The following is a 24,486-nucleotide window of genomic DNA, read 5'->3' on the forward strand; positions in this document are numbered from 1 at the left end:
ATTAAAACCTTAATATACAGTCATGTTGCTTTAATTTAGCAGCGAACTCTTTAGCAGGTAATATATTTACCTTCTCTATATGAAATGCATTTGAAAGTTTGCGTTCTTGAAGTGATTCTAAACAAACATAAATATCTTCAATGTCATAAAATTCGAATGCTGAAAATGTTTTCAAATAATCCTTCATGGATAACTGTTGGCCATCTTGGTTAGGTATTAATTGAAATACACCTTCTCCTTGAAAAAACAAAGACACACCTTGTTCATATGAGCCAAAAATTAACGCAATATCTAAAGAATCTTTACCGAAGGTAGAGGAATAGGGCGCTTTACTGTTAAGAATAGCTAAAACTTTATTTGCCATCAGAATTGTACTACCCGATCAGCATAATTAGTTAATTCAACTAATTCACCTAAACCTGATACAGCAAACGCATTATCAATGTTTGATAATTGTGAATCTGGCTTTATTGTTTCATCAATACACAAACCACGTTTACTCGCTGCAGTAGCACAAAGATGAAGAGGTAACTTAAATTTGTTTTTTAACGTTAACCATTTTGCATTAGCCTGATATTCATCACTTGGAATATCAACATAGCTGTTAGCATGCATAACGCCATCTTGGTAAAAAAAGACCCCGACAATGTCAATCTGCATAGCTAAAGCTGCTTCAACATATTCAATTGCGGTTACCGACAAGTTACTACTTGGCGGTGATGTAATAATTACAGCGAGTTTATTCACGTTATATCCTGAAAAAAATCCATAAAAAAAAGCCTCGTTAATCACGAGGCTTTAAATTATAGCAATAAGCTAATAAGCAAACTACATATTTGGTAGCAATTAATCATCGCTACCAAATGCACCTAATAAATGAAGTAGGTGTACAAAAATATTATAAATATTTAAATATAATGAAATTGTTGCTCTGATATAGTTACGCTCACCGCCATTAATGATACGGCTTGTATCGTATAAAATTAAACCAGACATAATCATAATAATAGCAGCACTAATCGCTAAAGATAATGCAGGGATTTGGAAAAACATATTTGCCAAGCTCGCTACAATTGCAACGATTAAACCCACCATTAAAAAGCCACCCATAAATGAGAAGTCTTTTTTACTGGTTAATGCATAGCCAGATAATGCAAAGAAGATTAATGCCGTACCACCTAATGCTTGCATAATTAAAGTGCCGCCGTTAGGCATTGCTGCATAAGCGTTTAACATTGGCCCTAATGAAGCCCCCATTAAACCAGTGAAAGCGAAAATCCAGTAAATACCACTTGCTTGATCTGCTTTTTTGTTAACAACAAACATTAATCCAAATGCTACTAGGGTCATTACTAGCGCAGTCATATGTGACAAGTTCATTGCCATCGATATACCTGCAGTAACAGCACTAAATGCTAAGGTCATTGATAACAACATATAGGTATTTTTTAATACCTTATTAATTTCAATAGCAGAACTATGGCTAGCTGTTTGAAAATTCATATTTGATTGCATAATCTTTCCTTTAAAAATTATTATACTTATTTAGATAGGGTTAAAAATAATAAGTTCAAGTCTTATTGCAAAGTTAACCATTCAATCCTTGACATATTATGGCACGGGTTATTTTTAATTACTATGCTATTACCTGCATATTAATGATAATAAATTGTTTTCTTTTGTTAACCATTTATAACTTGCTCTCTTCTATAACAAGATAAAGCATGATCATTTATCAAGCCACAGGCTTGAAGGTGAGCATAGCATATCGTTGAACCAAAAAACTTTATACCTCGTTTTTTTAAGTCTTTACTAATATTGTCAGAAAGTGCTGAAGTAGCAGGGTAGTCAGACAAATCTTTTAGTTCATTTATTATTGGTGTACCGTTAACAAAGCCCCACAAGTAATTGCAGAAGCTACCAAACTCTTTTTGAATCGCTATAAATATTTGAGCATTATTTATAGCTGCGTTTATTTTCGCTCTGTTGCGAATGATACCTTCATTAAGCATTAACTCTTCAACTTTAGCTTGATCAAATTTCGCGACACGTTGCACATCAAAATTGGCGAATGCTTTTTCATACCCCTTACGACGCTTTAAAATTGTGTACCAACTTAACCCGGCTTGAGCAGATTCTAAAATTAAAAACTCAAACATCTTTTTATCATCGTGCACAGGTACACCCCATTCTTTATCATGGTATTCAACATAATCAGGTTTACTTAGATCTAACCATGGGCATCGACAGTTATTTTTAGTCATAATATTCTCAACATTTATATGAATTGCCTGATTTAAAAGCAAGTTGTCTATTTTATTAGCAAACAATCAATAAACTGTATTAATTAGTAAAATAGTGCTTTACAACGTTCATTAGAGACTTTAATATTCGCCTCGTCTTCAAGCAAGCATTGTTTTAAGACGATTGGTGAGATGGCTGAGTGGTCGAAAGCACTGGTCTTGAAAACCAGCAAGGGTTTGTAGCCCTTCTAGGGTTCAAATCCCTATCTCACCGCCATATATTAAAGCCCGTTACGAAAGTAACGGGCTTTTTTGCTTTCTAGATTTAGACATTTATGAAAATTATTTTACTGACCCATGAACGTGAAGTGAAAAGAATCACTAATACAGGCTTTCTTGCACTAGATGGTTCAAATAATATTGTTGAACGGGTGGTGTGGAATAGGGTAAACCCAAACAAATACCTTGTTAACTTAATAGAAAACGATGAAGCCATATTGCTCTATTCTAAGAGTGATATTTCAACGACGAACATAGTGACTACTCAGTCAACTTTCAAAAAACCAGCTTTCATTGAGCATTACGAAAATATCATTATTATTGATAGTACTTGGCAAGAAGCTAGGAAAATATTCAATCATAGTGCCTATTTAAAAAGTGCGCCACGATGTACGTTAAACACAGGTAGTCGCTCGCTATATAACCTTAGAGCCAACCAACCGCACGGCGGTCTTTGTACAATAGAGTGTATAATTGAAGTACTAAAACTTAAAAATGAACATAAAATAGCCGCTGATTTATTAATAAAATTTCAGCTATTTAACGGTTAATAACGCGCTACACCAAAACAATACTTCGAAACTCTTCAGCAATCAAAGTATAATTGCTGTATTACCATTAACGGTATTCAATTAAGGCAGTTTTTTCGCATGGCAGTACCAACGTGTAATCCCGAACTTTCAACCTCTAAAGTTCTTATTGATAGCAATAACTCTCAATACCCCCCAAAAATTATACTTGCTACACTTAATGCTAGGTATTTTCACACTAGCTTTGGTTTACGCTATCTTTATGCCAACTTACAAGAATTGCAGCCATTTTGTCAGATAAAAGAGTTTATTATTCAAATGCGAGCGTTAGATATTGTCGAACAAATATTAGCCTCTAAACCTAGTATTGTTGGTTTTGGTGTCTACATTTGGAATATCGTTGAAACCACCAATGTCGTTAATTTATTAAAAGTGATTGCACCAGAGGTAAAAGTTATTTTAGGCGGCCCTGAAGTTAGTTATGAAACAGAGCAGCAAGCTATTGTTGAATGTGCCGATTACGTATTAACAGGGCCAGCTGATATTAGCTTTTATCAATTGTGCAAAGATATTATTAATCAAACACCACCAGATAAAAAAGTTCTAAACTCCAAGCCAGTGCCACTAGAAGACTTAGCTTTACCTTATGAATATTACACTGATGAAGATCTAGAAAAACGCCTTTTGTATGTTGAGGCGTCACGCGGCTGCCCCTTTAAATGTGAGTTTTGTTTATCGTCACTAGATAAATCATCTGTGCCATTTGAGTTAAATAACTTTTTAGACCAAATGGAAGTTCTTTACCAACGGGGCGCTAGAAACTTTAAATTTATTGATAGAACTTTCAATTTAAATATTAATACGACCATGCAAATTATGCTGTTCTTCTTAGATAAGATGACAGACGACCTTTATTTACACTTTGAAGTAGTACCTGATCACCTGCCTAGAAAACTTAAAGCGCTGTTGTCGCAATTTCCGCAAAATAGTTTGCAATTTGAAATTGGTATACAGACTTTTAATACTGATGTTCAAGCCAATATTAACCGAAAACAGAATAACGATAAATCGAAAGAAAACTTGTTATGGCTGAGAGAAAACACCAGTGCGCATATACATGCCGACCTCATTTTTGGTTTACCGGGTGAAACCTTAGAAACCTTTAAAGATAGTTTTAACCAGCTTTATCATTGTCGTCCTCATGAGATACAAATGGGTATATTGAAGCGTTTAAAAGGTAGCCCAATAATTAGGCATACACAAGCGTTTGATTTACGTTTTAACCCTTTACCACCCTTTGATATTTTGAGCACCGATAGAGTCAGTTTTAATACTATGCAACGAGTTAATCGCTTTGCTAGATATTGGGACATGATAGGTAACTCGGGACGATTTAAAAATACATTACCTTATATATTGTCTGAGAAACCTTTCGACGATTTTATGGCGATTACTGAGTGGATATTTAGTAAAACAGGGCAAATTCATAAAATAAACCTGAAAAAGCTTTTTGAATTAATTTCACAAGCAGTTGAAGCGTTATTTCCAGAAAAACACCAAGTAGTTATTTCAAAAATTGAGATTGATTACAAGGCATCCCAATTAAAAAGTATTTTTAGTGGGCTAAAGCTCTATGCTGTTCAACAAGTCGAAACCGTCAGTAAAAATAAAGCGTTGAAACGTCAACAACAACATATGAGCTAATAAACAATAAAGCTACTTTTTTATAAATACTAATAATTGATTATTAGCGGGCATAGGGTAGTCATGTTTTAAATATAACTTAGCAGAATCAGCTAATGCTATAATGTTTTCAAAATCACGTACTCCGCTATTTATATCACGTTCTTTTAACCACAGATCAAAATTAGCGTTACTTTCACTGGTAAATTTGTTTTTATATTTAAATGGACCATAAATGCAAAGCGTAGCTCCCTTTGATAAATTATCAGCAATTGATTGAAAAAATTTAATCACAAGTTGCCAGCTTATAATATGTAGCGTATTTGCAGTGAAAACGGTATCGATGGGTGTTTTAATGTTAGTTTTAGGCCAAGGGTTGTTTAAATCAAATTCAATCGGTTTTTGAATATTTTTAGCAGGGTAGTCTTTAATCCATGCATTTATACTCCCATGGTTTAAAGATAAATCGCTAGGTTGCCAAGTTAAGTGTTGTAAATGTTTAGCTAGAAATACGGTATGTTGGCCAGTACCTGAACCTATCTCGAGTAAGTGTCGTGAATTCTGAAGTTCTTTCATTAAAATATTTAAAATAGGTGTTTTATTATTCTCGCACGCTTGCGAATAAAGTTTGTTAGTCATGATGCTTATTCAAATTCAGTTTTAAATGGCAGTAAGTTACTACAACGTTGCTGGTACATTAACATATGCTGTTGTTCTTGCTTGCAAAAGTTTTCTACTGCCGACCTAAACGGTATATGTTTTATCCAATGGTAAGAGTAGGTCAGCACAGGCTCAAAACCACGCTGAATTTTATGTTCGCCTTGCGTGCCTGGGTTAAAGCGCTTTAATTTATTTTCAATACAAAACTCAATACCACGATAATAACAAAGCTCAAAATGTAGATTTTTATATGGTTTAGTACTTCCCCAATAACGTCCGAACAATTGCTGTTCATCAAAAAAGAATAGTGCACTTGCTATGTCTTCTTCACCATTATTTGCAATGATTAATAAGATGTTGCTTGCCATGTTCTCTAAACACAGTTCAAAAAAGCTATAGCTTAAATGTAGTTGATGACCTCTTTTAAGATACGTGAGTTGATATGTTAGATAAAAGAATTTTAGATCGTCAGTCGTTATTTCATCACCTGTTAATTGACGTATAGTTAACCCTTGCTGTGTTACTGACTTACGCTCTTTTAAGGTGTTTTTTCTTTTTCTTGACGTAAAAGTATTCAGAAAATCATTAAAGGTTTCATAATTACGGTTAAACCAATGAAACTGAACGGTATTGCGTTCATATATATTGTTTGGTAGTGGTTTAGTTATTTGCTCGGTAAATAAAAGGTGCCAGCTATTGATGTCATTCTGCAGGCAATGGTCTGACAATGAATTAAGTAGCTCAACGATATCAATGTGGTTTGAAAATAACTTGGTACTTTCAATTGGCGTAAACGGGCATGTAGCAACTAATTTAGGATAGTAATTAAGGTTGTGCTCTTGATATGCATCTGCCCAACTCCAATCGAATACGTATTCCCCCCAAGAGTGTGATTTTAAATACATTGGCATTATTGCGCTAACATGGCTTTGGTCACAAACGACTAAATGGTGAGGTTGCCATCCTTGTTCAATACTAACAGATTGGCTTCGTTCAAGATTACATGCAAAGTTATAGTGTTCAAACGGACAGGAAGATTTTTTTAGTGCTTGCCAGTCAGCGGGGTTAATTTTATCTATTGAGCTGAGGAAATTGATGTTGAAGTCATTCATCAATGAAAACCTTTATTACTGACACTTTTTTACATCATAACCTTAAATATCAATGTTTAACTACCAGTTTAATCACTGCAGTTATCATGTATTTGCTGTTTTAATCACTATTTAGCCATACTATTTAAAAAATATTAGTTTTTTTTTGAATAATCCTCATTTATTTCTTTACAAACAGTTAACGACTATTTAGAATTCGCCCCGCTTTTAAGGAAACTTTAAAAGTTTCTAACTTATTAAGCTTAAAAGTAATTGGTGAGATGGCTGAGTGGTCGAAAGCACTGGTCTTGAAAACCAGCAAGGGTTTGTAGCCCTTCTAGGGTTCAAATCCCTATCTCACCGCCATATATATTAAAAGCCGCTACCAGTTAGCGGCTTTTTTTTTAGTGTTAATTCTATAAAGGAATGAATGTGTTTAAACCAAACAATAAGAAAAACAACTTTCTTACCAAATATGCTAAATCATGTTTATGTTTTGTTGCAGTATCTTCTTCCTTTAATACCCATGCCAATTCAACACCTGTTGAATTAAAACCAGCTATCAGCACTGAAAACATTGAAGAAGTTTATAAAAAATCGATTACCAATACGAGCTGGGAAAACTTAACTCCTAATGAAGACTTTTACCAATCTCCCTATAAAATGTCTTTGTTTAACCCGAAAAGTGGTGAAGATGGCGCAAGACTTTGGTCACAAACCAGTTCAATATTTGCCTATGGTTTTGGTGTTATAGGGCTAATCGCTTTGTTACCAGAAGATATCTCTAATTGGGATAAAGAAGAAGGTATTTTTAATAAGTGGTCTGATAATGTTAAAGAAGGTCCTGTGTGGGATCGTGATACGGGTATGCTTAACTTTGTTGGCCACCCTTATTTTGGTGGTGTTTATTATCAAGTTGCTCGTAAATCAGGCTATAGGCAGTGGGATGCCTTTTTATATTCCACGTTAATGTCTACTTTTTATTGGGAATATGGTATTGAATCATTTGCAGAAGTCCCCTCTATTCAAGACTTAGTCATAACACCTGTTCTTGGTTGGGCTTATGGTGAGTGGGCATATAATACTGAAATGGATATCCGAGAAGATGGTGGAACTATTTGGGGTTCAAGTGCGTTAGGCAGTACAGTATTAGCTATATTAGATCCTGTTGATAGTTTAAGTGTTGGTGTTAACAACTTATTTGGTCGAGAAATTATTCGAGCAGGTACCGGATTTGTTAGCTTTAACGAAGTACCCGTAGATGATATTGGCAACACAGAAAATCAAATTAAACTTAATATATCATTGCAATTAGGTGAGGGCGGTACTTACTCAGGTAATCATAAAACCTATAAACGAGTAAACGACCCTGTTGATACGGGTATTATCGGTATGTCTTATGGGGTTGGTCATATTGAACTTGACGAATCATGGATGATAGAAGGAGGAACTACAACAGAATATACTTTAGGCTTATATTTTTCTAAGCAGTTCTCGAGTAGAGTAAGTTATTCAAAAGCACAATTAACAGAGATACAAACAAACCAACCAATTGCCTACGAAAGTTATCGATTAAATGGACAATATTATTTCAATACTGAAAGTAACTTTAGGCCTTATATTACAGCAGGTTTTGGCGAAATTATGTGGAAAAAAGACAATGACTACAAAAAACTTCAACTAAATGGTGGTATAGGGATGCACTACAAAATCAACAATAATTTTGCTATACAAGCCGATTGGCGTCATCATTACAGCACCAATGCTAAAACGTCTGAAAATGCGTTTGCAACAAACCTGATTTACTTTTTTGGTACAGGCGAACGTTAATAACAGTCGCTTATACTTGTAACCAATTTGTAAGAAAGTATTAATATCTTCGTAGTTTGTTTTTCTTATTTTTTTTATGATCTACACTTTAATTATGATTAGCCATAATTAAGTGAAAAATATGAAAAAATTAGATGTGTTCGCATTAATTCTTTTATCAAGCTATACATTCTCTTGTTCTACCATCAATGTCCCTTTACCTACGCACGTCAAACAAAGTAATAATCTCTATTTAGATAATTCATTTAGCAGTGAAGAAGCTATTAAGGTAGAAACCGAAGAAGAGATATTCAAACTCGATCAACCCATGATTGATCTTGTCGAGAAAAAACTAAACAAACATCCAAGAACTCGTGATAGAGCAGATGCTTTACTTGATCATATATTTAATCATGAGGATATTTCATTAAAATATGATGGCAATGCCAATGTAACAGCAAGAGACGCCTATCATAGTCAAACAGCCAACTGTATGTCTTTAACGGTAATGGCTTATGCATTAGCAACAGCTGCAAAACTCAACGTAAACTTTCAACAAATAGATGTACCTGAATATTGGGTAAGAAACGGTAAATATAACCAATTAACTGGTCACATTAATTTAATAGTTAGGGAAGAAGATTCTCCTGGTTTACGTGTCGTTTGGGGTGAAGATGTTTTTCAAATCGACTTTGATCCAGATGCAGCTAAAAAATCATTTAGAAAACGTATTATTGATAAAAATACGGTGTTAGCAATGTTCTATAATAACAAAGGTGCTAATGCGTTAGTGAGCAAACAGTATAAAGTGGCTTATCAATACTTTAAAGCAGCTACAATATCTGATGGGGAGTTTAGTCCAGCTTGGGGTAATTTAGGTATTCTTTATAAATTGAATGGCTATGAAAAACAGGCTGAAAAAGTCTACAGACATGCGATAAGCCTAAAAAATGATAATTTAACTTCATTATCTAATTTAGCATTGTTGCTTAAAAAGCAAAACCGATATGATGAAGCAAACAAAATAGAAAATTATATTGTTAAAATTAGAGCTAAAAACCCTTATTATCATGCGGTATTAGCTGATGAAGCCTTCTATATTGGTAATTATGAACAAGCGCTCATACATTATAACGATGCAATAAAACTAGATGATAACGAGCATGAGTTCTATTTTGGTTTAGCAAAAGTTTACTATAAACTTGAACGATTGAAAGCAGCTAAACGTGCAATGAAAATGGCAATGACATTAAATAGAGCGAAAGATGTTGATCGTTTGTACCTTGCTAAATTAAACCTATTAAGAGAACCTAAAACGAAACTATAATAGATAAATTAGCTTGTTATAATAGTTGAATTACAATAGGTCTTACGTGATACGTTTTGCATTTCTAATTACCACCTTTATATTTCATCACTCGCTTTCTTTAGCAAGTGATGAAATAAACTCTCGGTTTACCCTTAAACCACAAACACTTCTTCAATACATAGAAACCTTATCTAGTGATGCTATGCATGGAAGAAAATTTGCATCTAGCACTAGTCATTTAGCAAGTGATTTTATTATTAACGAACTAATAACATATAGAATACAGCCCTTTAAAGGTAAGTATTTGCACCGTTTTATGCATGAGAATTTATTTACTAATAAGCAGGGCGCAAATGTCATTGGATTTATACCAGGTTATCAATATTCGGATAAATATATTGTTCTAACGGCACATTATGACCATTTGGGTACTAAAGGGAATTCTGTTTATAACGGTGCGGACGATAATGCATCAGGCGTTGCAGCATTACTAGTTTTTGGAAAGCAAATTAAAGAAACCCCTTTAAAACACAATGTAATTTTGTTGTTTACTGATGGTGAAGAAATTAATTTACTTGGCGCTAAAAGTTTTATTAAAGAGAATGAATCAATCATAGATGGTATTAAGCTCAATATTAATATCGATATGATAGCTGGTGACAGTAAAACGAAAAAACTTCATTATATATATGGAAACTTCGATAACTTCATAAATAAAAAATTAGTAACACAATTCACATCGATGAAATCTAAAAAGATTAAAGTTAAAAAAGGCTTTAAGCAATTGGGTCGCTATAGTATTCAAGATCGAAGAACTAATTGGAAGATGGCAAGTGACCATGGTATTTTTGCTAAACATAATATTCCATATTTGTATTATGGCGTTGGTACTCATAAGAATTATCATTCAGTTTCTGATACTTATGAAAATATAAATAAAGATTTTGTTGTAGCGGCATCACAGATAATTTTTAAGCACCTTGTTTTTTTAGATAATAATATTTCAATAACTAAGTAATAACTAAGGCTATCGTAGGCAGTAATTAACTAAACAGTAAAAGGTCTACAAATTAAGTCTTTAAATTTATAGTCTTTTAAAATATGTATTTTAATAAGTTATAAATATATGTTAATATAGCGATTAATCAGTTGTTTAGTTATTTTGAAACGCGACGCTGTGTAAATTCTGTGAGTAAAGTTAGCCAAAAGATGTCTATTTTTCACGTAGCGTTGCGGTTTGTTTAACTCTAACAATTCATCTAATACAGTAATGGTAATCAGTGTCCTATTCAATGTTCGAAGGAAAAACAGCTTCAGATATCTATTTGCTATCATTACAGTCTAAGCAAAGTCGAGTTACTATGGCATCTTTATTAAATGTAGTTGCTTTTCACTTTGCTAAAAAGAAAAACCATCAAGATGTTGATTGGTCCATTTTACATTATGAAAGAATTCTTATGTTTCTTTCATATCTTTCTGAACAAGGAAAATCTCCTGCTACGATTAACGTTTATCTTTCTGCACTTAAAGGCGTGGCTAAAGAAGCGTGGCGAAAAAAATTAATTGATGTTGAAACGTATCAACATATCAAAGAGATTAAACGGATTAAAGGTACACGAAGTATCAAAGGCCGTGCATTAGAACTAGATGAGTTAAATATTCTGATAGATTATTGCATGGCACAAGATGGCGTTATTGCTATGCGTGATGCTGCTGTAATTGCTTTAGTATATGGCGCAGGTTTAAGGCGTCATGAAGCAGCAGGATTGCAGTTATCTGATTTAAATACTAGAGAAGGTACAATAAAAGTTCTTGGTAAAGGCAATAAAGAACGAGTTAACGCCCTGCACGATCGTAATTTAGATATTATTCACACGTGGTTAGATGAGCGAGGTTTAGCACCAGGTCCTTTATTTCTTCGAGCGAGAAAAGGAAACAGACTTGTCAATGAACCTATTTCTGGTCAAACAATCTATGACATTATTATTAGACGTTATAAAGAAGCAGGCCTAAAGCGTTTAACACCACATGATTTAAGAAGAACTTTCGCCACTAAATTACTAGAAAATGGTGAAGATGTTTTTCTTGTACAAGATTTAATGGGTCATTCGTCTGTTGAAACGACTAAAAACTATGATAGACGTGCTGATAAGGCAAAGACTAAGGCAGCAAAAGCATTACCATTTTAATGCTTTTGCTAATTTTGTGCTGCAAGGCCTTGTTTTTTATGACAAATCTAATTGATTGGCGCTATTTTTAATACTAACGCAGGGTCAATTTTTACATCAAACCAGTTAATGCGCCAATCTAAATGAGGCCCAGTAGCCCTACCGCTTTTTCCAACAGATGCAACAACTTGACCTTGCTCTACATAGTCTCCCTCATTAACTGAAGAAGCACTTAAATGTAAAAAAGTTGAGCTAACGCCGTGTCCGTGGTCAATGATCATAGTGCCACCAGAGTAAAACATATCGGGTACCCAAAGTAAGACCTTTCCTGATGCTGGAGCTTTAACGGGGTCACCAATTTTCCCTGCATAATCAAGACCATAATGGGGTCTTTTTGGTACGCCGTTATAAACTCTTCGGCTACCATAAACACCAGTAATTGTGCCATCTATTGGCGCAATAAAGCCTGTAGCGAAATGTGTCAAATCACTTGATGTTTTTCGAGCTGCTTTAACTTGTTTGCTATCTTTTCTTGAGCGTTCTATTGCTTTGGGGTTAGGCTGCATAATACTTTTCTTTATGCCTTCAATCCTTTGCTCTTTATAAGTGCGCGGTTTCGGTGTAAATATTTTGCGTTGAGTATCACCGTTTGGTGAAGAAACAATTAAGGTATATTCAGTTTTATCATCGCGTGAAAAGCCAAAAGCATACTCGCCATTTGCAGATACTTTCAGCGGTTTGCCATTTAATGTAACAGTGCTTTTTTTAGCTGCTTTGCCGACAACTAAACCGCCCTGCTTAATTTCTCCAGCAAGTTTAATATCATTGACTGTTTTTGCATTTGCACTTGCCAATAAAAATGTACTAAGTAAAGCTGCGGTCATCAAAGGCTTATAAACTTGCTTCTTTTTATCCATTTACGATTGCTCCTTTCGCGACACCTTCATAAGCAATTACCTTTAATCTATTTTCTAATTCAGGGTGAGTTGCTACTAATTGTCTTAAGATAAAATCTGCCAATAACTCCACTGTTGAATCACAATCAACTACATCAAGTATTTTAGAAGATACCGCAATATCGAATCGACCTTGCGGGGCCCAATAAGCAAAAAATTGATGATCGGGTTTCAAATACTCGTCAATATGATCTGATAACTGAATTTCTTCACGTGGAACTCTATCAGCTTCACTGGCAATATAAATATCTTCCCAACGTTGACACCATTCATGTTCAAGCGTTCTATCTTTTTTACCATCAACGAAAATTTGAATTTTTGAACGATGACCATGTGCTATACGCTGACAATTACCGTCGTGTAATTTTAATCCATGGGTATAGTGATAGAAATCCCCAGGAATATTTTCAGCTCTTAATGTAAGTGTTAACCCTTTCACATTTTCTGGTAATTGCTCAAGGATCACGTCAGTTAAATGTTGGGTTACGGCTTCAATGGTAATGGCTTCAGTTTCAACACTGGCAAAAGCACACGCCGGTGATTGCAAATGATAGCTCGCCACCTCACTAAAGAAATCAATCGTTTGATGATTAACTTGATGTGAAGATTCTTTCAACGTGACTGATTTCGATAAAATAGGCAGTAGTAATTTATGATCAACTGCTTCATCAATAATGGCTTTAATTTGCTTTTTAACAACCGCAAAATCTAATACCATGCTCATTTCATTTAATGAGCCATCAAGCAATACATCAACTATCCAACTTTCTCCTACAATTCCACGAATTGGACATAAATAAGAGAAGTCTATTACCGTTAAGTCATCTACAAATAATTGCATTAGTTCAAATTTACCTTGGATTAATCTTTTATTTGCCATTGAATGGTTTCATTGGCACGAATTGGTACAACAATATCTTCACCAAATGACATTGTGGCGGGAACAGTCCAATCTTTTCTTATTAACGTTATTTTATCTGTGTTAACAGGTAGTTGATAAAATGCAGGTCCATTTAAACTCGCAAAAGATTCTAATTTATCTAGTGCATTCTCATTTTCAAAAACTTCAGCATACAACTCAATTGCTGCATGAGCTGTATATGATCCCGCACAACCACATGCTGATTCTTTAGCATGTTTAGCATGAGGTGCTGAATCTGTACCTAAGAAAAACTTAGCATTACCACTTGTTGCAGCTTCGATTAATGCCTGTTGATGAATGTTTCGCTTTAAAACAGGTAAACAATAAAAGTGAGGTTTAATACCACCAACCAACATGTGATTTCTGTTAAATAATAAATGATGTACGGTTATGGTTGCTGCAACATTATCACTTGCGGCATTAACAAAATCGACAGCATTCTTAGTGGTGATATGTTCTAAAACAACTTTTAGGGTTGGGTATTTTTTAACAAGAGGCTTAAGGATACTATCAATAAACACCTGTTCTCTATCAAAAATATCAATATCGTTAGTCGTAACCTCACCGTGAATAAGTAAAGGCATGCCAACAGATTCCATTGCGGCAAAAACATCAGATAGGTTGTCAACATCAGTTACCCCTGATGAAGAGTTAGTTGTTGCACCTGCAGGATAAAGTTTAGCCGCAAACACTAAACCTGAATCTTTTGCTTTAACAATATCTTGCGCTGTCGTATTGTCTGTTAAATAAAGAACCATCAGTGGTTGAAAATGAGCGGCAGGTTTCGCTGCCATAATCCTTTGATGATATTCAGTTGCTTGTTCAGCATTCATTACTGGTGGCACTAGGTTTGGCATTACAATAGCTCGACCAAAATATCGACTTATATCTTCAACAGTATTGGTAAGTACATCACCATCTCTTAAATGTACATGCCAATCATCAGGTCTGGTGATAGTCAGTTCGTTTATTGCATTACTAGACATTATTTATTTCCTGTATATCAAATTTTTTATTAACCTATTGTAATTATAGGGCTTTCAATAGTTACGCGTTACTTGTGGCTGGGCTTTTTCTTACGTGACTTTTTAATTTATTCGCTATTATCTTCAGTTTGATTTGCTAAAAGTGTTAATAATTGTTCTTTTAAATTAGGCGGGACTTTGAAAATGGTAATAGAGTCATTATGCGGATTATAGACCACATCCTCACCCAAATGACTACGTTCGAAACTCAAACTTATACCATTTCCATAACCAGAATATTTAGTGATTTTATTTACCACCGCCTGCTCATGAGGAAATGACTCTTCAATCGGATAAGACTGCTCCTGACAAAACTGATAAAAATCTGACTCTGCACCAGCAGGCTCTATGACCTTCCCTAACTCTTGTATTGAAACATCTTGTGAGCTTGCTTTCTGATCTTTACAGTAATTGAGTAGATCTTTACGAGTCTTTTGCTTTTCAGTAGCATCCAATTGATTGACTGAAACATAATCTTCAACGGCTTGAACTAAAGTTTGCGTTTGCTCTTTAGCATTAAGCCCTTCTTCACACCCAAGAAAATCAAGAAAAAAATCTGATACTTTTCTACCTGCACGACCTTTAATAAAAGATATATAGCGGTTGCCTTGGGCATTTTGCTGATAATCAAATAAATCTATTCTAGCCGCAAGTTGTAGCTTATTAGTATCAAGGTGTTGATCCGCTGAAATATTTAATTCACCATCAACACTATAATGTTCTGTAATGGGAATAATAGCAGCGAGTAAATATCTACCACCCATGTATTCATAGTGACAAATAATTAAATAGCCCGTTTCGGCTAAATCATACTTCTCAATTTCATTTTTAAGAACATTACCCGCCTGACAACTAAACGTATAAAAACTCTGTTGTTCATTTAAGTAGCTTTCCATTAAGTCTACAAATCGTGCAGCATCACCCTCAGCAGGTGATGTTGTAAAACTACCGTAAGCTTTACTACCTTTGGCATTGTAAATACCATGTAAACCATCAACAAAGTTAGTTATTTTCTGACTTTGTTCAATTTCTTCAGGCCCTAATCGTAATTGAACCTCTCCTGTTTCTTCTATTTTAGAAAGAAAATGTAGTGCGATATTTGAAATTATTAAACTCATAGATAAAAGTCAGTCTTTGTCTTATATAGTATATTGTGCAGGCATTTGATAAACTACGAAAATTATAAATTTACGCGTATATCAACTCATGCCAATTGTATCGAAATATTCCAACGAACGTATAGAAAAAATCATCCAAGAATTAATGGATGTACTTGTTACTGAATCCGCAACACCCGATTTAGCATTAATGTGCTTAGGTAATGCGGTAACAAACGTAGTTTCTCAGGTTCCAGAAGAACAACGTTCTGCTATTGTAGACAATTTTACCCGAGCATTGAAACAATCAATCTAAAAATTACGTAATTAATTCCATTTATTCAGAGAAGAAAATATATCAATGGTTTCGTTTGATAATAAAAGTTATAGCAAAAAATTATTACACCTTATTAGTTGGGGCCATTGGTTCACTTTTTTCAATATATTAGCCGCGATAGGTTTTTCATCTTTTTATTTAATAAATGAATCGATACCAGAAACACTTCTTGGCCAAGCTTACTTGTTTACTACATGGGTAAGCCATATTGCATTTTTAACCTTTATTAGCTTTGTACTGTTACTTTTTCCACTGACACTTATTTTTCCACATACCAAGTTTATTAGAACCTCGGGGTCTATAATATTTACGGTTGGATTATTACTGTTAGTGTTAGATGCATTTATATATAACCGCCTCGGTTACCATTTGAATGCCTCTTCAAGTAGTCAAATTATCGATTTAATTACAGAACAAATAAACGATAACACAACAAAATTTTATTTAATTAGCAGTGTTTTAGCGTTAGTTATTTTAGCTTTTCAATTGGTAATAAGTAACTTTGCCTGGAAACACTTACTACAATTACAAAAAACCGTTTTTGCACGATTTGTGGTGCTTTTTCTAGTAATGTCTTTCTTTTTTAGTCATTTAAGTCATATTTGGGCTGATGCAAATTTAGATTATGATATTTTACAGCAAGACACTATGTTGCCGTTATCATACCCTGCTACCGCTAAAACGTTGTTAACTAAATACGGGCTATTTAACTTAAATGACTATTTAGAAAGAAAAACAAGCCCACTAGAATTTACCTCTACGATACCTGATTACCCTGTATTGAACACATCACAATGCAAGCCAATGCTAGGCGCTATTGATAACCAACAAGCATCAACATTTATCGTGTTAATAGACGACGAGTTAAGTGTTGAACAGCTTCAGCAATTACAGCAACGTTCTAGTACGGGTAGTTTATTATTAGAAAATCATATTGATACAGGACTAAATGCGGATTCTTGGTTTAATTTTTTCTACTCATTACCGAACATTTACCAAGATGGTATTTTAAGTCAAGAACAAGCTCCTATGTTGTTTCAAGCACTTAAACATCATAAATTAGATACAACGTTTACAACCATTTCAGCAACAAAAGGTGATTTAAAAGAAGCAAACCAGACTTGGTATAAATCTTTATTTAATCAACATAACTCTTTGGAAGGTATTTCAACGATATTATTCGCAGATAACTTAAATACCATTTCAGCAGGGTTACATGTTTTTTATTTTTCAAGCAGTGATAAAGGTAATAACCAAGACAACTATAACTTTGAATTATTTGTAGATGCCTTGTTACTTGCCCAAAAGCAAAAACAGCTCAAAGATTATATATGGATAAGCTCTATAAATAATAAGCATGAAGATACACGTTTATCGACTAAACCAGCCTTATTAGTATACCCTTCTAGCCAACCAGCACAGTTAAAAGAGTTTACCCATTTAACAAGTCATATGGATTTACAACCAACATTAATGAAAAACTGGCTTAACTGCTTTAATACGCCAAAAAATTATGCCGCTGGCCATGATTTATTAACCTTAAAAAGGGATCGGGTTATAGCAAACACGACTGCCAAAGGAATGATGGTATTTAATAAAGATAAATCTGTGTTTGTTGATCAAAATGGTAATTTTCAGAGTTATTCAAGGCAATTAGAAGCACCGATCACCGTAAATGCTGATTTCCCTTTACTGATTGATGGTGTTCACTATATTAAACAGTTTGGTAACACAGCAAGTAGTAAGCTAAATGATTAATAACTAAGCAAACAAACATTATTTTTGATTCTAATAGTTAAATAGCATTGCATTAGTTATTGTTTCTATTATTATACAATCCTTAGTAAACATTCCCCCTCCTTTATGTTTACTCGTTTATGAAAGTGAAAGTATTTCGGGGTATAGCGCAGCTTGGTAGCGCGTGCGTCTGGGGGACGTGAGGTCGCAAGTTCGAATCTTGCTACTCCGACCATATAAAAAAAATGGAGCCGATTGGCTCCATTTTTGTTTTAGTCAGATTATTTTTTAATGATTTAAAATTAAAGATCTCGCTGATTCTATTTCAACAGCACAGTCAGTATTTAATTCATCGGCTAATACTTTTTCTAACGCATTATTAAATGCATCTTGTGTTTGTATGTCTAATTCTTCAAATGCATACATCATGAGTTTATGTGAATCTAAAGTACATGAAGTACAGGTTGATGCTTTGTTATCTAAGTTCGTATTGCCTTCAAGATAGCTATTAAGGCATTTAATTTGTAGCAATGAAGTTTCACCTTGCTGAACACCATCAATTGAGTATTTGATCATAAAATATCTCTCTTACAAAATTTGTTAATTTATTGTAGAGAAACTGACTGTTATTTTCTTTAGCAACTTGTTCTATTTTGTAATGATTTAATAGTTTATATCAAAAGCATCATGCTACTTAAACCATACTTTCCCGCCGATAAATTTATACGCTGCAGTACCTCTAATGAGCGTTTCACGAGCAAATTGCTTTTCACAGTTAGGGCAGATACAGGGCTTAACGGTATAGTCTTTAGTTATTCTTTCAAGAAAACATTTAACCAAAGCCCCCTTTCCTGCTTTGCGATATTTAAACAATGGTTGATTACAAAGCTTGCAGTAAATATCTACGGTTTTAACAGGGCCTTTTTTATTGGGTTTTGCCATAAATTTAATTTTTACGAAAAAACATTTTAATAAGAAACATTTATGGATATGAAACTACATAGGCTGTTGCACGACATCGAACGTACTTTTTACAGTCAAAATAAAAACTGCTGTTTTTACATTCATCATATACTATCGCGTTTCCGCCTAAATATTGAGCTTCAACCTTTAATGTTTTATGTAGTGACTTTTGTGATGGCATTGGCCCATCAACGAAGAGTTGGCAGTAGTCTGTTTCAACAGGCCCTAATATTTTTGCATTCATCGCAAATATTTCACTATGGCTATATTCTTCTACAACACTAGACCTGATAGCACGATCAACATGGCTATCTACATTTGTATTAAAAGAGCCTGAAGAACAGCCTATCAATAGCGTATAAACAACACCTAGAATTATTATCTTCATATAATTATCCTCATTAAATCATTTATTAATATCACTATTCATTTTTGGGGTTTGCAAGATAAAAGTAGGCTTATTGGGAATGTCATTTATATCGTTTCTATAGGTTTGATCCTTTTGATAGCCTTTAGTCAAATAAACGACCCAATATTCAACATGCGGAGAACTCCATTCTGAAATAAATGCAATACCAAGTTCATCTTGTTCTGCATAAAAAGTATGTTCGCCAAGTAAATGAACTCTGTGCGCATCCGAGTGTTTAAAAGCACTCCAAACTTCTTCTGGTGAAGTATATCCACCTGCTATTGCTTCAACCTGATTGCTATTAAAATTACTACCGTAATAATCGGGTAATTCATAGTTTGAACTGCGCAGTAATGAATTAGGGCTACCGCCTAAATTATGAGTAACTAAACCAAACTCTAGCATTTTCTTTGCTTTAATTAAGGCAATTTCTGAAAGTAACTTATTACAACGTATTACTGGCCTAACTTGTTCATCATCAGTGATAATAAGTTTTGCAAGTTGTTGTGCTTTATCTGAAATACCACAATCTTCATAATTGTTAGCATTTGCTTCTATTGATAATGCTAAGAGAAAAAATAAAAGCAGGTATTTGTACATAGAGACATCCTTTTCTGTGTTAATTGATTTTTATAAATATGTTTTAAGGTTAAGCTGGGTTAGTTACTTGAAAAAACAACTGATATTCCTGTGTGTTTTTATCTTTTAAATTATAAGTTATTTCTTTATGAGCACTTTTCAATGTTTTAAATAAATGAGATTTTAAATGTGGCTTTATTTTTGAAACAGCAATGCCTTTACTCGCGCAAAATAGCGCTAATGCATAAACGGTTTCAACTTCAGGTAAAGCATTTTGTCTGTTTAATGCTTTTATATTACATGAGCCACACCCCCCTTTGAATTGATATGCAGTGTTTGAAAAGATAACACCAAACCCTAAAAAGCATGCGATAAGGTCAATAGCTTGTGGCTGTAAATCATTACCCCCTGGCACAGTTAATTTAAGTTGAGCCAACATTATACTGGCTAAATGTTGAACTAAATACGCAATAAAGTCTTGAGGCTGGCGTATTTGGTCTATTTGGTAAGGTATTTTAATCGTGTTTGAAGGTATTAAGTATTGTATCTTGCTACTCTCTCCTCTTATAGGCTTAGATAATGCTAATTGAGTCATAGATTCATTACGGTAGTTACTTATATCAACAAGCTCAATAGGCCAATTACTCATGCCTGCATAGCTTAAGGTGTTAGTAAATATCGTTTGTGCCATTTCTTGTGGGCTTGAACATTTACCCGGATAAAAATCATTACTGGGTAAAATAATTTGTGATTTCTGTTTAAAGTAATCCACATCAAAGTTTTGCAAACACCACAAGAAGCTATCGTATATCCATGCTTTTGTACCGTCATCAACTATAGGTGTATTTTTAAATAACTGGCTAAACACAATTATTCTCCTGTTTTAAGTTCAGTAGCCCACTGCCATGCTTGTGTATTAAATAAGGGCACGGTTGAAAGCGAGTGGTGATGGCTACCTGATGTTTCTTTTGTCGAATAAGATAAATACATAATTGTTTTTTGCTTAGTATCATAAATTCGTCGAACTTTTAGGCTTTTAAATAAAATACTTAACGACTCTTTAAATACCACTTCACCATTTTTAGATAAGCTGACATCTTTGAGCTGCTCAGCAGTTATTGGCCCAGTTTGACGACATGCAATACTCATATCTGATGGATCTGATAAGTCTAAATTTGCTTCAACATAACTTACATGACAGGTCACCCCTGTTATTTTGGGGTCAAGCATCGCTTTTATAACAACATCTTTGGTGGTAAATAACCCTAAACTTACTTGGCCTGCATTATCTGAACAACCAAATAAAAATAACGACGTACAAATCGCTGTTGAAAGAACTTTCATAACTGACTCTTTTATGTGTGTTTATTGAGCCAGTCAACTATATCAGGAAAATGATCATTAATCGCTTCAGGATGAGTCAAAATATTAATATGATCATAATCAAGCTTGTTACCATTTTCCTTTGATAATAAATTGAATTTAGAGTCTTTGTTATATTCATCAATAAAACCACGCACATCATGTACATTACCTAATAGGCTATCTTTAATGCCTGTGATGTGCCACGTAGCTGGCCAGTTAACCTGACTTACTTGTCCTATATAGTCGTATTTATCTACAGGGTCTTGCCATTCACCTTTATTGATCCACTGTGAAGATTGCTGAAGAAAAGATAATGTTTCGCTATCAGCACCAAATTTAAGTTTCTCAGCGTTCACATAACCTGTTTTTCTTGCGATATGAGGTAATAATTTATTCCATAATAAATCGAGTTTAATAAATTTTTCAAAAGATTTAATTCGAATGCTACGTTTGGTACCAAAACAAAGTTTACTAGAAATCAAATCAGCTAAATGAGGCTTTCTGATCAGTGAACTAGCTAAAATAACGCCCCCCCAAGAATGACATATCAAATGAACTTTCTTACCTGTTTTATCGTGAACATATTGTAATAACTCGGGAACATCCTGGGTAATCATCTCAAATTGGCCATGATTAGTATCTTCATGTATTGGCGGTAAACTTTTACCTTTACCTCTAAAATCTGCGATAAATACATCAAACCCTTGATCAGCAAGATAGCAACCTAGGCCTTTACCTTTTTCCGTATAAAATATTTTGCCATTCTCTATTGAACCATGAAGCATCAGTATAGGGGCTCCCCCTTTAACCTTATAAATATGCCTAAGGTGAAGCTGGTGGTGTCCAGCATGAATAAAAAGAGACTCTTGTTTCATTAGCAGTATTCTGATCAAAAAATAGATTAAAACACCATAACGAATAAGTGGTTAGACCACAAGGAGATGTGCAATGTTAAACAAGAAACGTTAAATATTTTCCTACTACTAAAGCTTTTCCATGGCCACTTTTAATATTTGGCTTCACATACTTTTTACAAAATATCGTTTTTTGCCTAATAACACATGACTATAACCAAACTAATTACAGCGCTGATAACCCCTTAACACGCATTTTTACATAATTTACATCTACCCCCACTATATAGCGCTATTAATTGTAGTGAATACTTGCTTTATGCCACACAGGGTTGCTGGAGTTATGATTGAACCCACTCAAAGAGTTACCAGGGTTGTTCTTGGTTTTTGCTTTAGGGGTTGCCAGGGTTACCCAATACGCGTATTGTAGAGTTATTAGGGTTGTAGCTAGTGAGTGAAAATTAATGAAATATCCTGTATTAATAGAAAAGAATGATCAGAGTGGAACCTACACTGTAACGGTGCCTGATTTACCAGGTTGTAAGGGTAAAGCTGACAGTATTGATCAAGGTTTTAGTGCCAGTATAGAAATGATAAAAGGTCACTTAAGTATTTTAGCGGAGTACGGTGAAAAAGTGCCTAATGCGACCAGTATAGAAAAACGACGTGCTTTATGGTGGGAGCATAATAAGCACCTTGTAAATGCAGAACAAAGGTTAGTTGAGTGTATTTGGGGGTTAATTGATTTTGATATAACACCCTATTTAGGTAAAAGTCATAAAATAAACGTGACACTACCTGAGCTTTTGATTAACCAAATAGATGATCGGGTCAGTAAATGTGAACAACACAAAACACGCTCAGGATTTATTGCAACAGCATGTTTATCAGCATTAGAAAAAGAAGAGTAATAATGCACGCAATAACCTCACAAAGAATGTTACGTGCAATTTAAAACAGGATACTTACAAAAAAGAGGTATTAATAAGCAAGGATGCTTGTTGAATTTTATCTTCTAAAGAAGTTTCGCCATCAAAATAAGGTATTGTAGCTATCTTAGGTAATTGCAATAATTGATCTAAAGCTGCAATGTTATCTTGCAAATTGTCCATGGTATTACTATCAGCGCAATTTGCTATCCAACCAATACAGTTTGTTCCAGAATGCTTTATTGCTTGAAGTGTTAATAATGCATGATTCAAACAGCCTAATTTCATATTTACAATAAGTACTACGGGTAGTCTTTCTGTAGCAACAAAATCAGACAGAAACTTTGCATTACCATTATCGAAACCTATAGGTAACTGCCATCCTCCTGCACCTTCAATTAAAGCATAGTCCGCATCTCTATTTTTAATTTCTTGAAAATAATTAGCGATGATGTCTAAGGTTATTTGTTTTCCAACACTCTTCGCTGCAATATGTGGCGCAATCGGAGGTTCGAATGCGATTGGATTTATTTCTTGAATAGTTTGCTGACAATTTGCATGCTCATGTAATAATTTTGCATCTTCATTGACCAAAACATTATCGACAAGGTCGCATCCCGCTGAAATAGGTTTAAACACCGCAATGTTTTTATCTTGCTTAACTAATGCTTGAATAATGGCGCACGATACAAAAGTTTTACCTGCGTCAGTATCAGTCGCAGTGATAAATAGTTTTTTCATAATAATTAATTATTTAATTTGACTACTAAACCAGAAAATAAACGATACGTCGCTGGGTATATACCGTTGGGCTCTAAGAAATCTTGATAATACTCTGTCATTTTGAACCATTTATCTTTTCCTGAAAGGCCACGGTTCTTTTTGTGTGGTAAATGGTTAGCCCCTAACCCTTTTAATTCCCTAGCTAAATGAATCACATTTTGATATTCCAACACTATATCCTGACACTTTTGTTCAAGTAGTTTTGATTTGTTGGTATTAAATAAAGTGTTTAACTCTTCTTCAGATTTAAAGTCAATAACATGTTGATCGTTATCTACCTGCTTCCATGAAGATTTTAACTCATGTAATGTGCCATCAATTAACGTGGTGAAAATAATCAATCCTCCGGGCTTTAAAATTCTCAGCATTTCGTTAATAGCAACATCAAGAGGATTAAACCATTGAATAACTAAATTTGAATAGATTAAATCAACACTTTCATTAGCTAATGGTATTTTATGCGCATCGCCTTCAATCCATAAAATATCTTCATCGCGCTTTGATTTTGCAAAACGTAACATGTCTTTTGAAATATCTAACCCGATGACTCGCTGATAATTACCAGCTAATAAATCGGTAAAAAATCCTGTACCAGAGCCTAAATCTAACACAGTAAGATCTGTTTTCTTAGGTAGCCAAGGCATTAAATGTTTACCAGAAAAACGTTGTAAACGAGCTGAAACATCATAAGATTGGCTTGCTGAACCAAAGGTTTTAGCAATATTTTCTCTTAATTGCCAGTTTTCTTCTTTTTGCAT

28 protein-coding genes and 3 tRNA genes are annotated in these 24,486 nt (G+C 34.2%); 12 read left to right on the forward strand and 19 right to left on the reverse strand.

Going from position 1 to position 24,486, the window contains the following annotated elements:
* Position 1: 1 nt before the first annotated feature.
* The 4 genes from tusC to D1094_RS04275 form a co-directional block, all read right to left on the reverse strand.
* Positions 2 to 364: a sulfurtransferase complex subunit TusC gene (gene tusC, locus D1094_RS04260; protein WP_118958863.1), complete on the reverse strand. Its 363-nt coding sequence runs from the start codon at positions 362 to 364 to the stop codon at positions 2 to 4.
* On the reverse strand, positions 364 to 747 hold the full coding sequence (gene tusD / locus D1094_RS04265; protein ID WP_118958864.1) for a sulfurtransferase complex subunit TusD: 384 nt from the start codon (positions 745 to 747) through the stop codon (positions 364 to 366). The genes tusC and tusD overlap by 1 nt, the downstream gene beginning before the upstream one ends.
* A 99-nt stretch (positions 748 to 846) precedes the next feature.
* Positions 847 to 1,515 carry a Bax inhibitor-1/YccA family protein gene (locus D1094_RS04270; protein WP_118958865.1) on the reverse strand — a complete coding sequence of 223 codons (669 nt, stop codon included), beginning with the start codon at positions 1,513 to 1,515 and terminating at the stop codon, positions 847 to 849.
* Between the two features lie 167 nt (positions 1,516 to 1,682).
* Entirely contained in the window at positions 1,683 to 2,264 is a 582-nt protein-coding gene (locus tag D1094_RS04275) for a DNA-3-methyladenine glycosylase I (RefSeq protein WP_118959111.1), read from the reverse strand.
* Positions 2,265 to 2,429: 165 nt separating this feature from the next.
* Here D1094_RS04275 and D1094_RS04280 point away from each other — a divergent pair.
* The 3 genes from D1094_RS04280 (at position 2,430) to D1094_RS04290 (ending at position 4,756) form a co-directional block, all read left to right on the forward strand.
* Positions 2,430 to 2,520, forward strand: a tRNA-Ser gene (locus D1094_RS04280).
* A 58-nt stretch (positions 2,521 to 2,578) separates the two neighbouring features.
* The gene (locus D1094_RS04285) at positions 2,579 to 3,073 is read left to right on the forward strand and encodes a tRNA-uridine aminocarboxypropyltransferase (protein WP_118958866.1); all 495 of its coding nucleotides are present in this window, start codon (positions 2,579 to 2,581) and stop codon (positions 3,071 to 3,073) included.
* Between the two features lie 99 nt (positions 3,074 to 3,172).
* Positions 3,173 to 4,756, forward strand: coding sequence for a B12-binding domain-containing radical SAM protein (locus D1094_RS04290; protein ID WP_118958867.1), 1,584 nt, complete (start codon positions 3,173 to 3,175; stop codon positions 4,754 to 4,756).
* Positions 4,757 to 4,768: 12 nt separating this feature from the next.
* Here D1094_RS04290 and D1094_RS04295 read toward each other — a convergent pair whose 3' ends face one another.
* Positions 4,769 to 5,374: a DUF938 domain-containing protein gene (locus D1094_RS04295; protein WP_118958868.1), complete on the reverse strand. Its 606-nt coding sequence runs from the start codon at positions 5,372 to 5,374 to the stop codon at positions 4,769 to 4,771.
* A 5-nt stretch (positions 5,375 to 5,379) separates the two neighbouring features.
* Positions 5,380 to 6,507, reverse strand: a complete 1,128-nt coding sequence (locus D1094_RS04300) for a GNAT family N-acetyltransferase (RefSeq protein ID WP_118958869.1) — start codon at positions 6,505 to 6,507, stop codon at positions 5,380 to 5,382.
* A gap of 254 nt (positions 6,508 to 6,761) precedes the next feature.
* On the opposite strand from D1094_RS04300, the gene D1094_RS04305 reads away from it, so the two are divergent.
* The 5 genes from D1094_RS04305 (at position 6,762) to D1094_RS04325 (ending at position 11,793) form a co-directional block, all read left to right on the forward strand.
* Positions 6,762 to 6,852, forward strand: a tRNA-Ser gene (locus tag D1094_RS04305).
* A gap of 60 nt (positions 6,853 to 6,912) precedes the next feature.
* Complete coding sequence (locus D1094_RS04310; RefSeq protein ID WP_118958870.1) at positions 6,913 to 8,316, forward strand: DUF3943 domain-containing protein; 1,404 nt, start codon at positions 6,913 to 6,915, stop codon at positions 8,314 to 8,316.
* Positions 8,317 to 8,437: 121 nt separating this feature from the next.
* Entirely contained in the window at positions 8,438 to 9,622 is a 1,185-nt protein-coding gene (locus D1094_RS04315; RefSeq protein ID WP_118958871.1) for a tetratricopeptide repeat protein, read from the forward strand.
* Between the two features lie 46 nt (positions 9,623 to 9,668).
* Entirely contained in the window at positions 9,669 to 10,622 is a 954-nt protein-coding gene (locus D1094_RS04320; protein WP_118958872.1) for a M20/M25/M40 family metallo-hydrolase, read from the forward strand.
* Between the two features lie 262 nt (positions 10,623 to 10,884).
* Entirely contained in the window at positions 10,885 to 11,793 is a 909-nt protein-coding gene (locus D1094_RS04325; RefSeq protein ID WP_147361052.1) for a tyrosine-type recombinase/integrase, read from the forward strand.
* Between the two features lie 47 nt (positions 11,794 to 11,840).
* Here the strand turns inward: D1094_RS04325 and D1094_RS04330 are convergent, their stop codons facing one another.
* The 4 genes from D1094_RS04330 to yejK form a co-directional block, all read right to left on the reverse strand.
* Complete coding sequence (locus D1094_RS04330; protein WP_118958874.1) at positions 11,841 to 12,689, reverse strand: M23 family metallopeptidase; 849 nt, start codon at positions 12,687 to 12,689, stop codon at positions 11,841 to 11,843.
* Positions 12,682 to 13,569, reverse strand: a complete 888-nt coding sequence (locus D1094_RS04335; protein ID WP_118959112.1) for a 6-carboxytetrahydropterin synthase — start codon at positions 13,567 to 13,569, stop codon at positions 12,682 to 12,684. The genes D1094_RS04330 and D1094_RS04335 overlap by 8 nt, the downstream gene beginning before the upstream one ends.
* Before the next feature lie 20 nt (positions 13,570 to 13,589).
* Complete coding sequence (gene pyrC / locus D1094_RS04340) at positions 13,590 to 14,636, reverse strand: dihydroorotase (RefSeq protein ID WP_220452524.1); 1,047 nt, start codon at positions 14,634 to 14,636, stop codon at positions 13,590 to 13,592.
* Positions 14,637 to 14,743: 107 nt separating this feature from the next.
* On the reverse strand, positions 14,744 to 15,793 hold the full coding sequence (gene yejK, locus D1094_RS04345) for a nucleoid-associated protein YejK (RefSeq protein WP_118958875.1): 1,050 nt from the start codon (positions 15,791 to 15,793) through the stop codon (positions 14,744 to 14,746).
* A gap of 88 nt (positions 15,794 to 15,881) precedes the next feature.
* Here yejK and D1094_RS04350 point away from each other — a divergent pair, with 88 nt between their 5' ends.
* From D1094_RS04350 to D1094_RS04360, 3 genes are all read left to right on the forward strand, one after another.
* Positions 15,882 to 16,088 carry a DUF1414 domain-containing protein gene (locus D1094_RS04350; RefSeq protein WP_118958876.1) on the forward strand — a complete coding sequence of 69 codons (207 nt, stop codon included), beginning with the start codon at positions 15,882 to 15,884 and terminating at the stop codon, positions 16,086 to 16,088.
* 45 nt (positions 16,089 to 16,133) lie between these two features.
* The gene (locus tag D1094_RS04355; protein WP_118958877.1) at positions 16,134 to 17,867 is read left to right on the forward strand and encodes a DUF3413 domain-containing protein; all 1,734 of its coding nucleotides are present in this window, start codon (positions 16,134 to 16,136) and stop codon (positions 17,865 to 17,867) included.
* Between the two features lie 137 nt (positions 17,868 to 18,004).
* Positions 18,005 to 18,081 (forward strand) — tRNA-Pro (locus tag D1094_RS04360).
* Between the two features lie 53 nt (positions 18,082 to 18,134).
* Here the strand turns inward: D1094_RS04360 and D1094_RS04365 are convergent.
* From D1094_RS04365 to D1094_RS04395, 7 genes are all read right to left on the reverse strand, one after another.
* A complete protein-coding gene (locus tag D1094_RS04365; RefSeq protein ID WP_118958878.1) occupies positions 18,135 to 18,422 on the reverse strand; it encodes a hypothetical protein in 288 nt (95 codons plus the stop codon).
* Between the two features lie 114 nt (positions 18,423 to 18,536).
* Positions 18,537 to 18,788 (reverse strand): hypothetical protein, encoded by a 252-nt coding sequence (locus D1094_RS04370; protein ID WP_118958879.1) that lies wholly within the window; start codon positions 18,786 to 18,788, stop codon positions 18,537 to 18,539.
* A gap of 40 nt (positions 18,789 to 18,828) precedes the next feature.
* On the reverse strand, positions 18,829 to 19,197 hold the full coding sequence (locus D1094_RS04375) for a hypothetical protein (RefSeq protein ID WP_118958880.1): 369 nt from the start codon (positions 19,195 to 19,197) through the stop codon (positions 18,829 to 18,831).
* Between the two features lie 18 nt (positions 19,198 to 19,215).
* Positions 19,216 to 19,818, reverse strand: coding sequence for a CAP domain-containing protein (locus tag D1094_RS04380; RefSeq protein WP_118958881.1), 603 nt, complete (start codon positions 19,816 to 19,818; stop codon positions 19,216 to 19,218).
* Between the two features lie 49 nt (positions 19,819 to 19,867).
* Positions 19,868 to 20,665, reverse strand: a complete 798-nt coding sequence (locus tag D1094_RS04385) for a hypothetical protein (protein WP_118958882.1) — start codon at positions 20,663 to 20,665, stop codon at positions 19,868 to 19,870.
* A gap of 2 nt (positions 20,666 to 20,667) precedes the next feature.
* Positions 20,668 to 21,141 (reverse strand): CreA family protein, encoded by a 474-nt coding sequence (locus D1094_RS04390; protein ID WP_118958883.1) that lies wholly within the window; start codon positions 21,139 to 21,141, stop codon positions 20,668 to 20,670.
* 11 nt (positions 21,142 to 21,152) lie between these two features.
* On the reverse strand, positions 21,153 to 22,037 hold the full coding sequence (locus D1094_RS04395) for an alpha/beta fold hydrolase (protein WP_220452525.1): 885 nt from the start codon (positions 22,035 to 22,037) through the stop codon (positions 21,153 to 21,155).
* Positions 22,038 to 22,480: 443 nt separating this feature from the next.
* On the opposite strand from D1094_RS04395, the gene D1094_RS04400 reads away from it, so the two are divergent.
* On the forward strand, positions 22,481 to 22,927 hold the full coding sequence (locus D1094_RS04400) for a type II toxin-antitoxin system HicB family antitoxin (RefSeq protein WP_118958884.1): 447 nt from the start codon (positions 22,481 to 22,483) through the stop codon (positions 22,925 to 22,927).
* 54 nt (positions 22,928 to 22,981) lie between these two features.
* On the opposite strand, the gene bioD is transcribed toward D1094_RS04400, so the two are convergent.
* A complete protein-coding gene (gene bioD, locus D1094_RS04405) occupies positions 22,982 to 23,686 on the reverse strand; it encodes a dethiobiotin synthase (RefSeq protein ID WP_118958885.1) in 705 nt (234 codons plus the stop codon).
* Between the two features lie 5 nt (positions 23,687 to 23,691).
* A complete protein-coding gene (gene bioC, locus D1094_RS04410) occupies positions 23,692 to 24,486 on the reverse strand; it encodes a malonyl-ACP O-methyltransferase BioC (RefSeq protein WP_118958886.1) in 795 nt (264 codons plus the stop codon).

This window comes from Colwellia sp. RSH04, from assembly GCF_003545765.1.
Taxonomy (GTDB): domain Bacteria; phylum Pseudomonadota; class Gammaproteobacteria; order Enterobacterales; family Alteromonadaceae; genus Colwellia.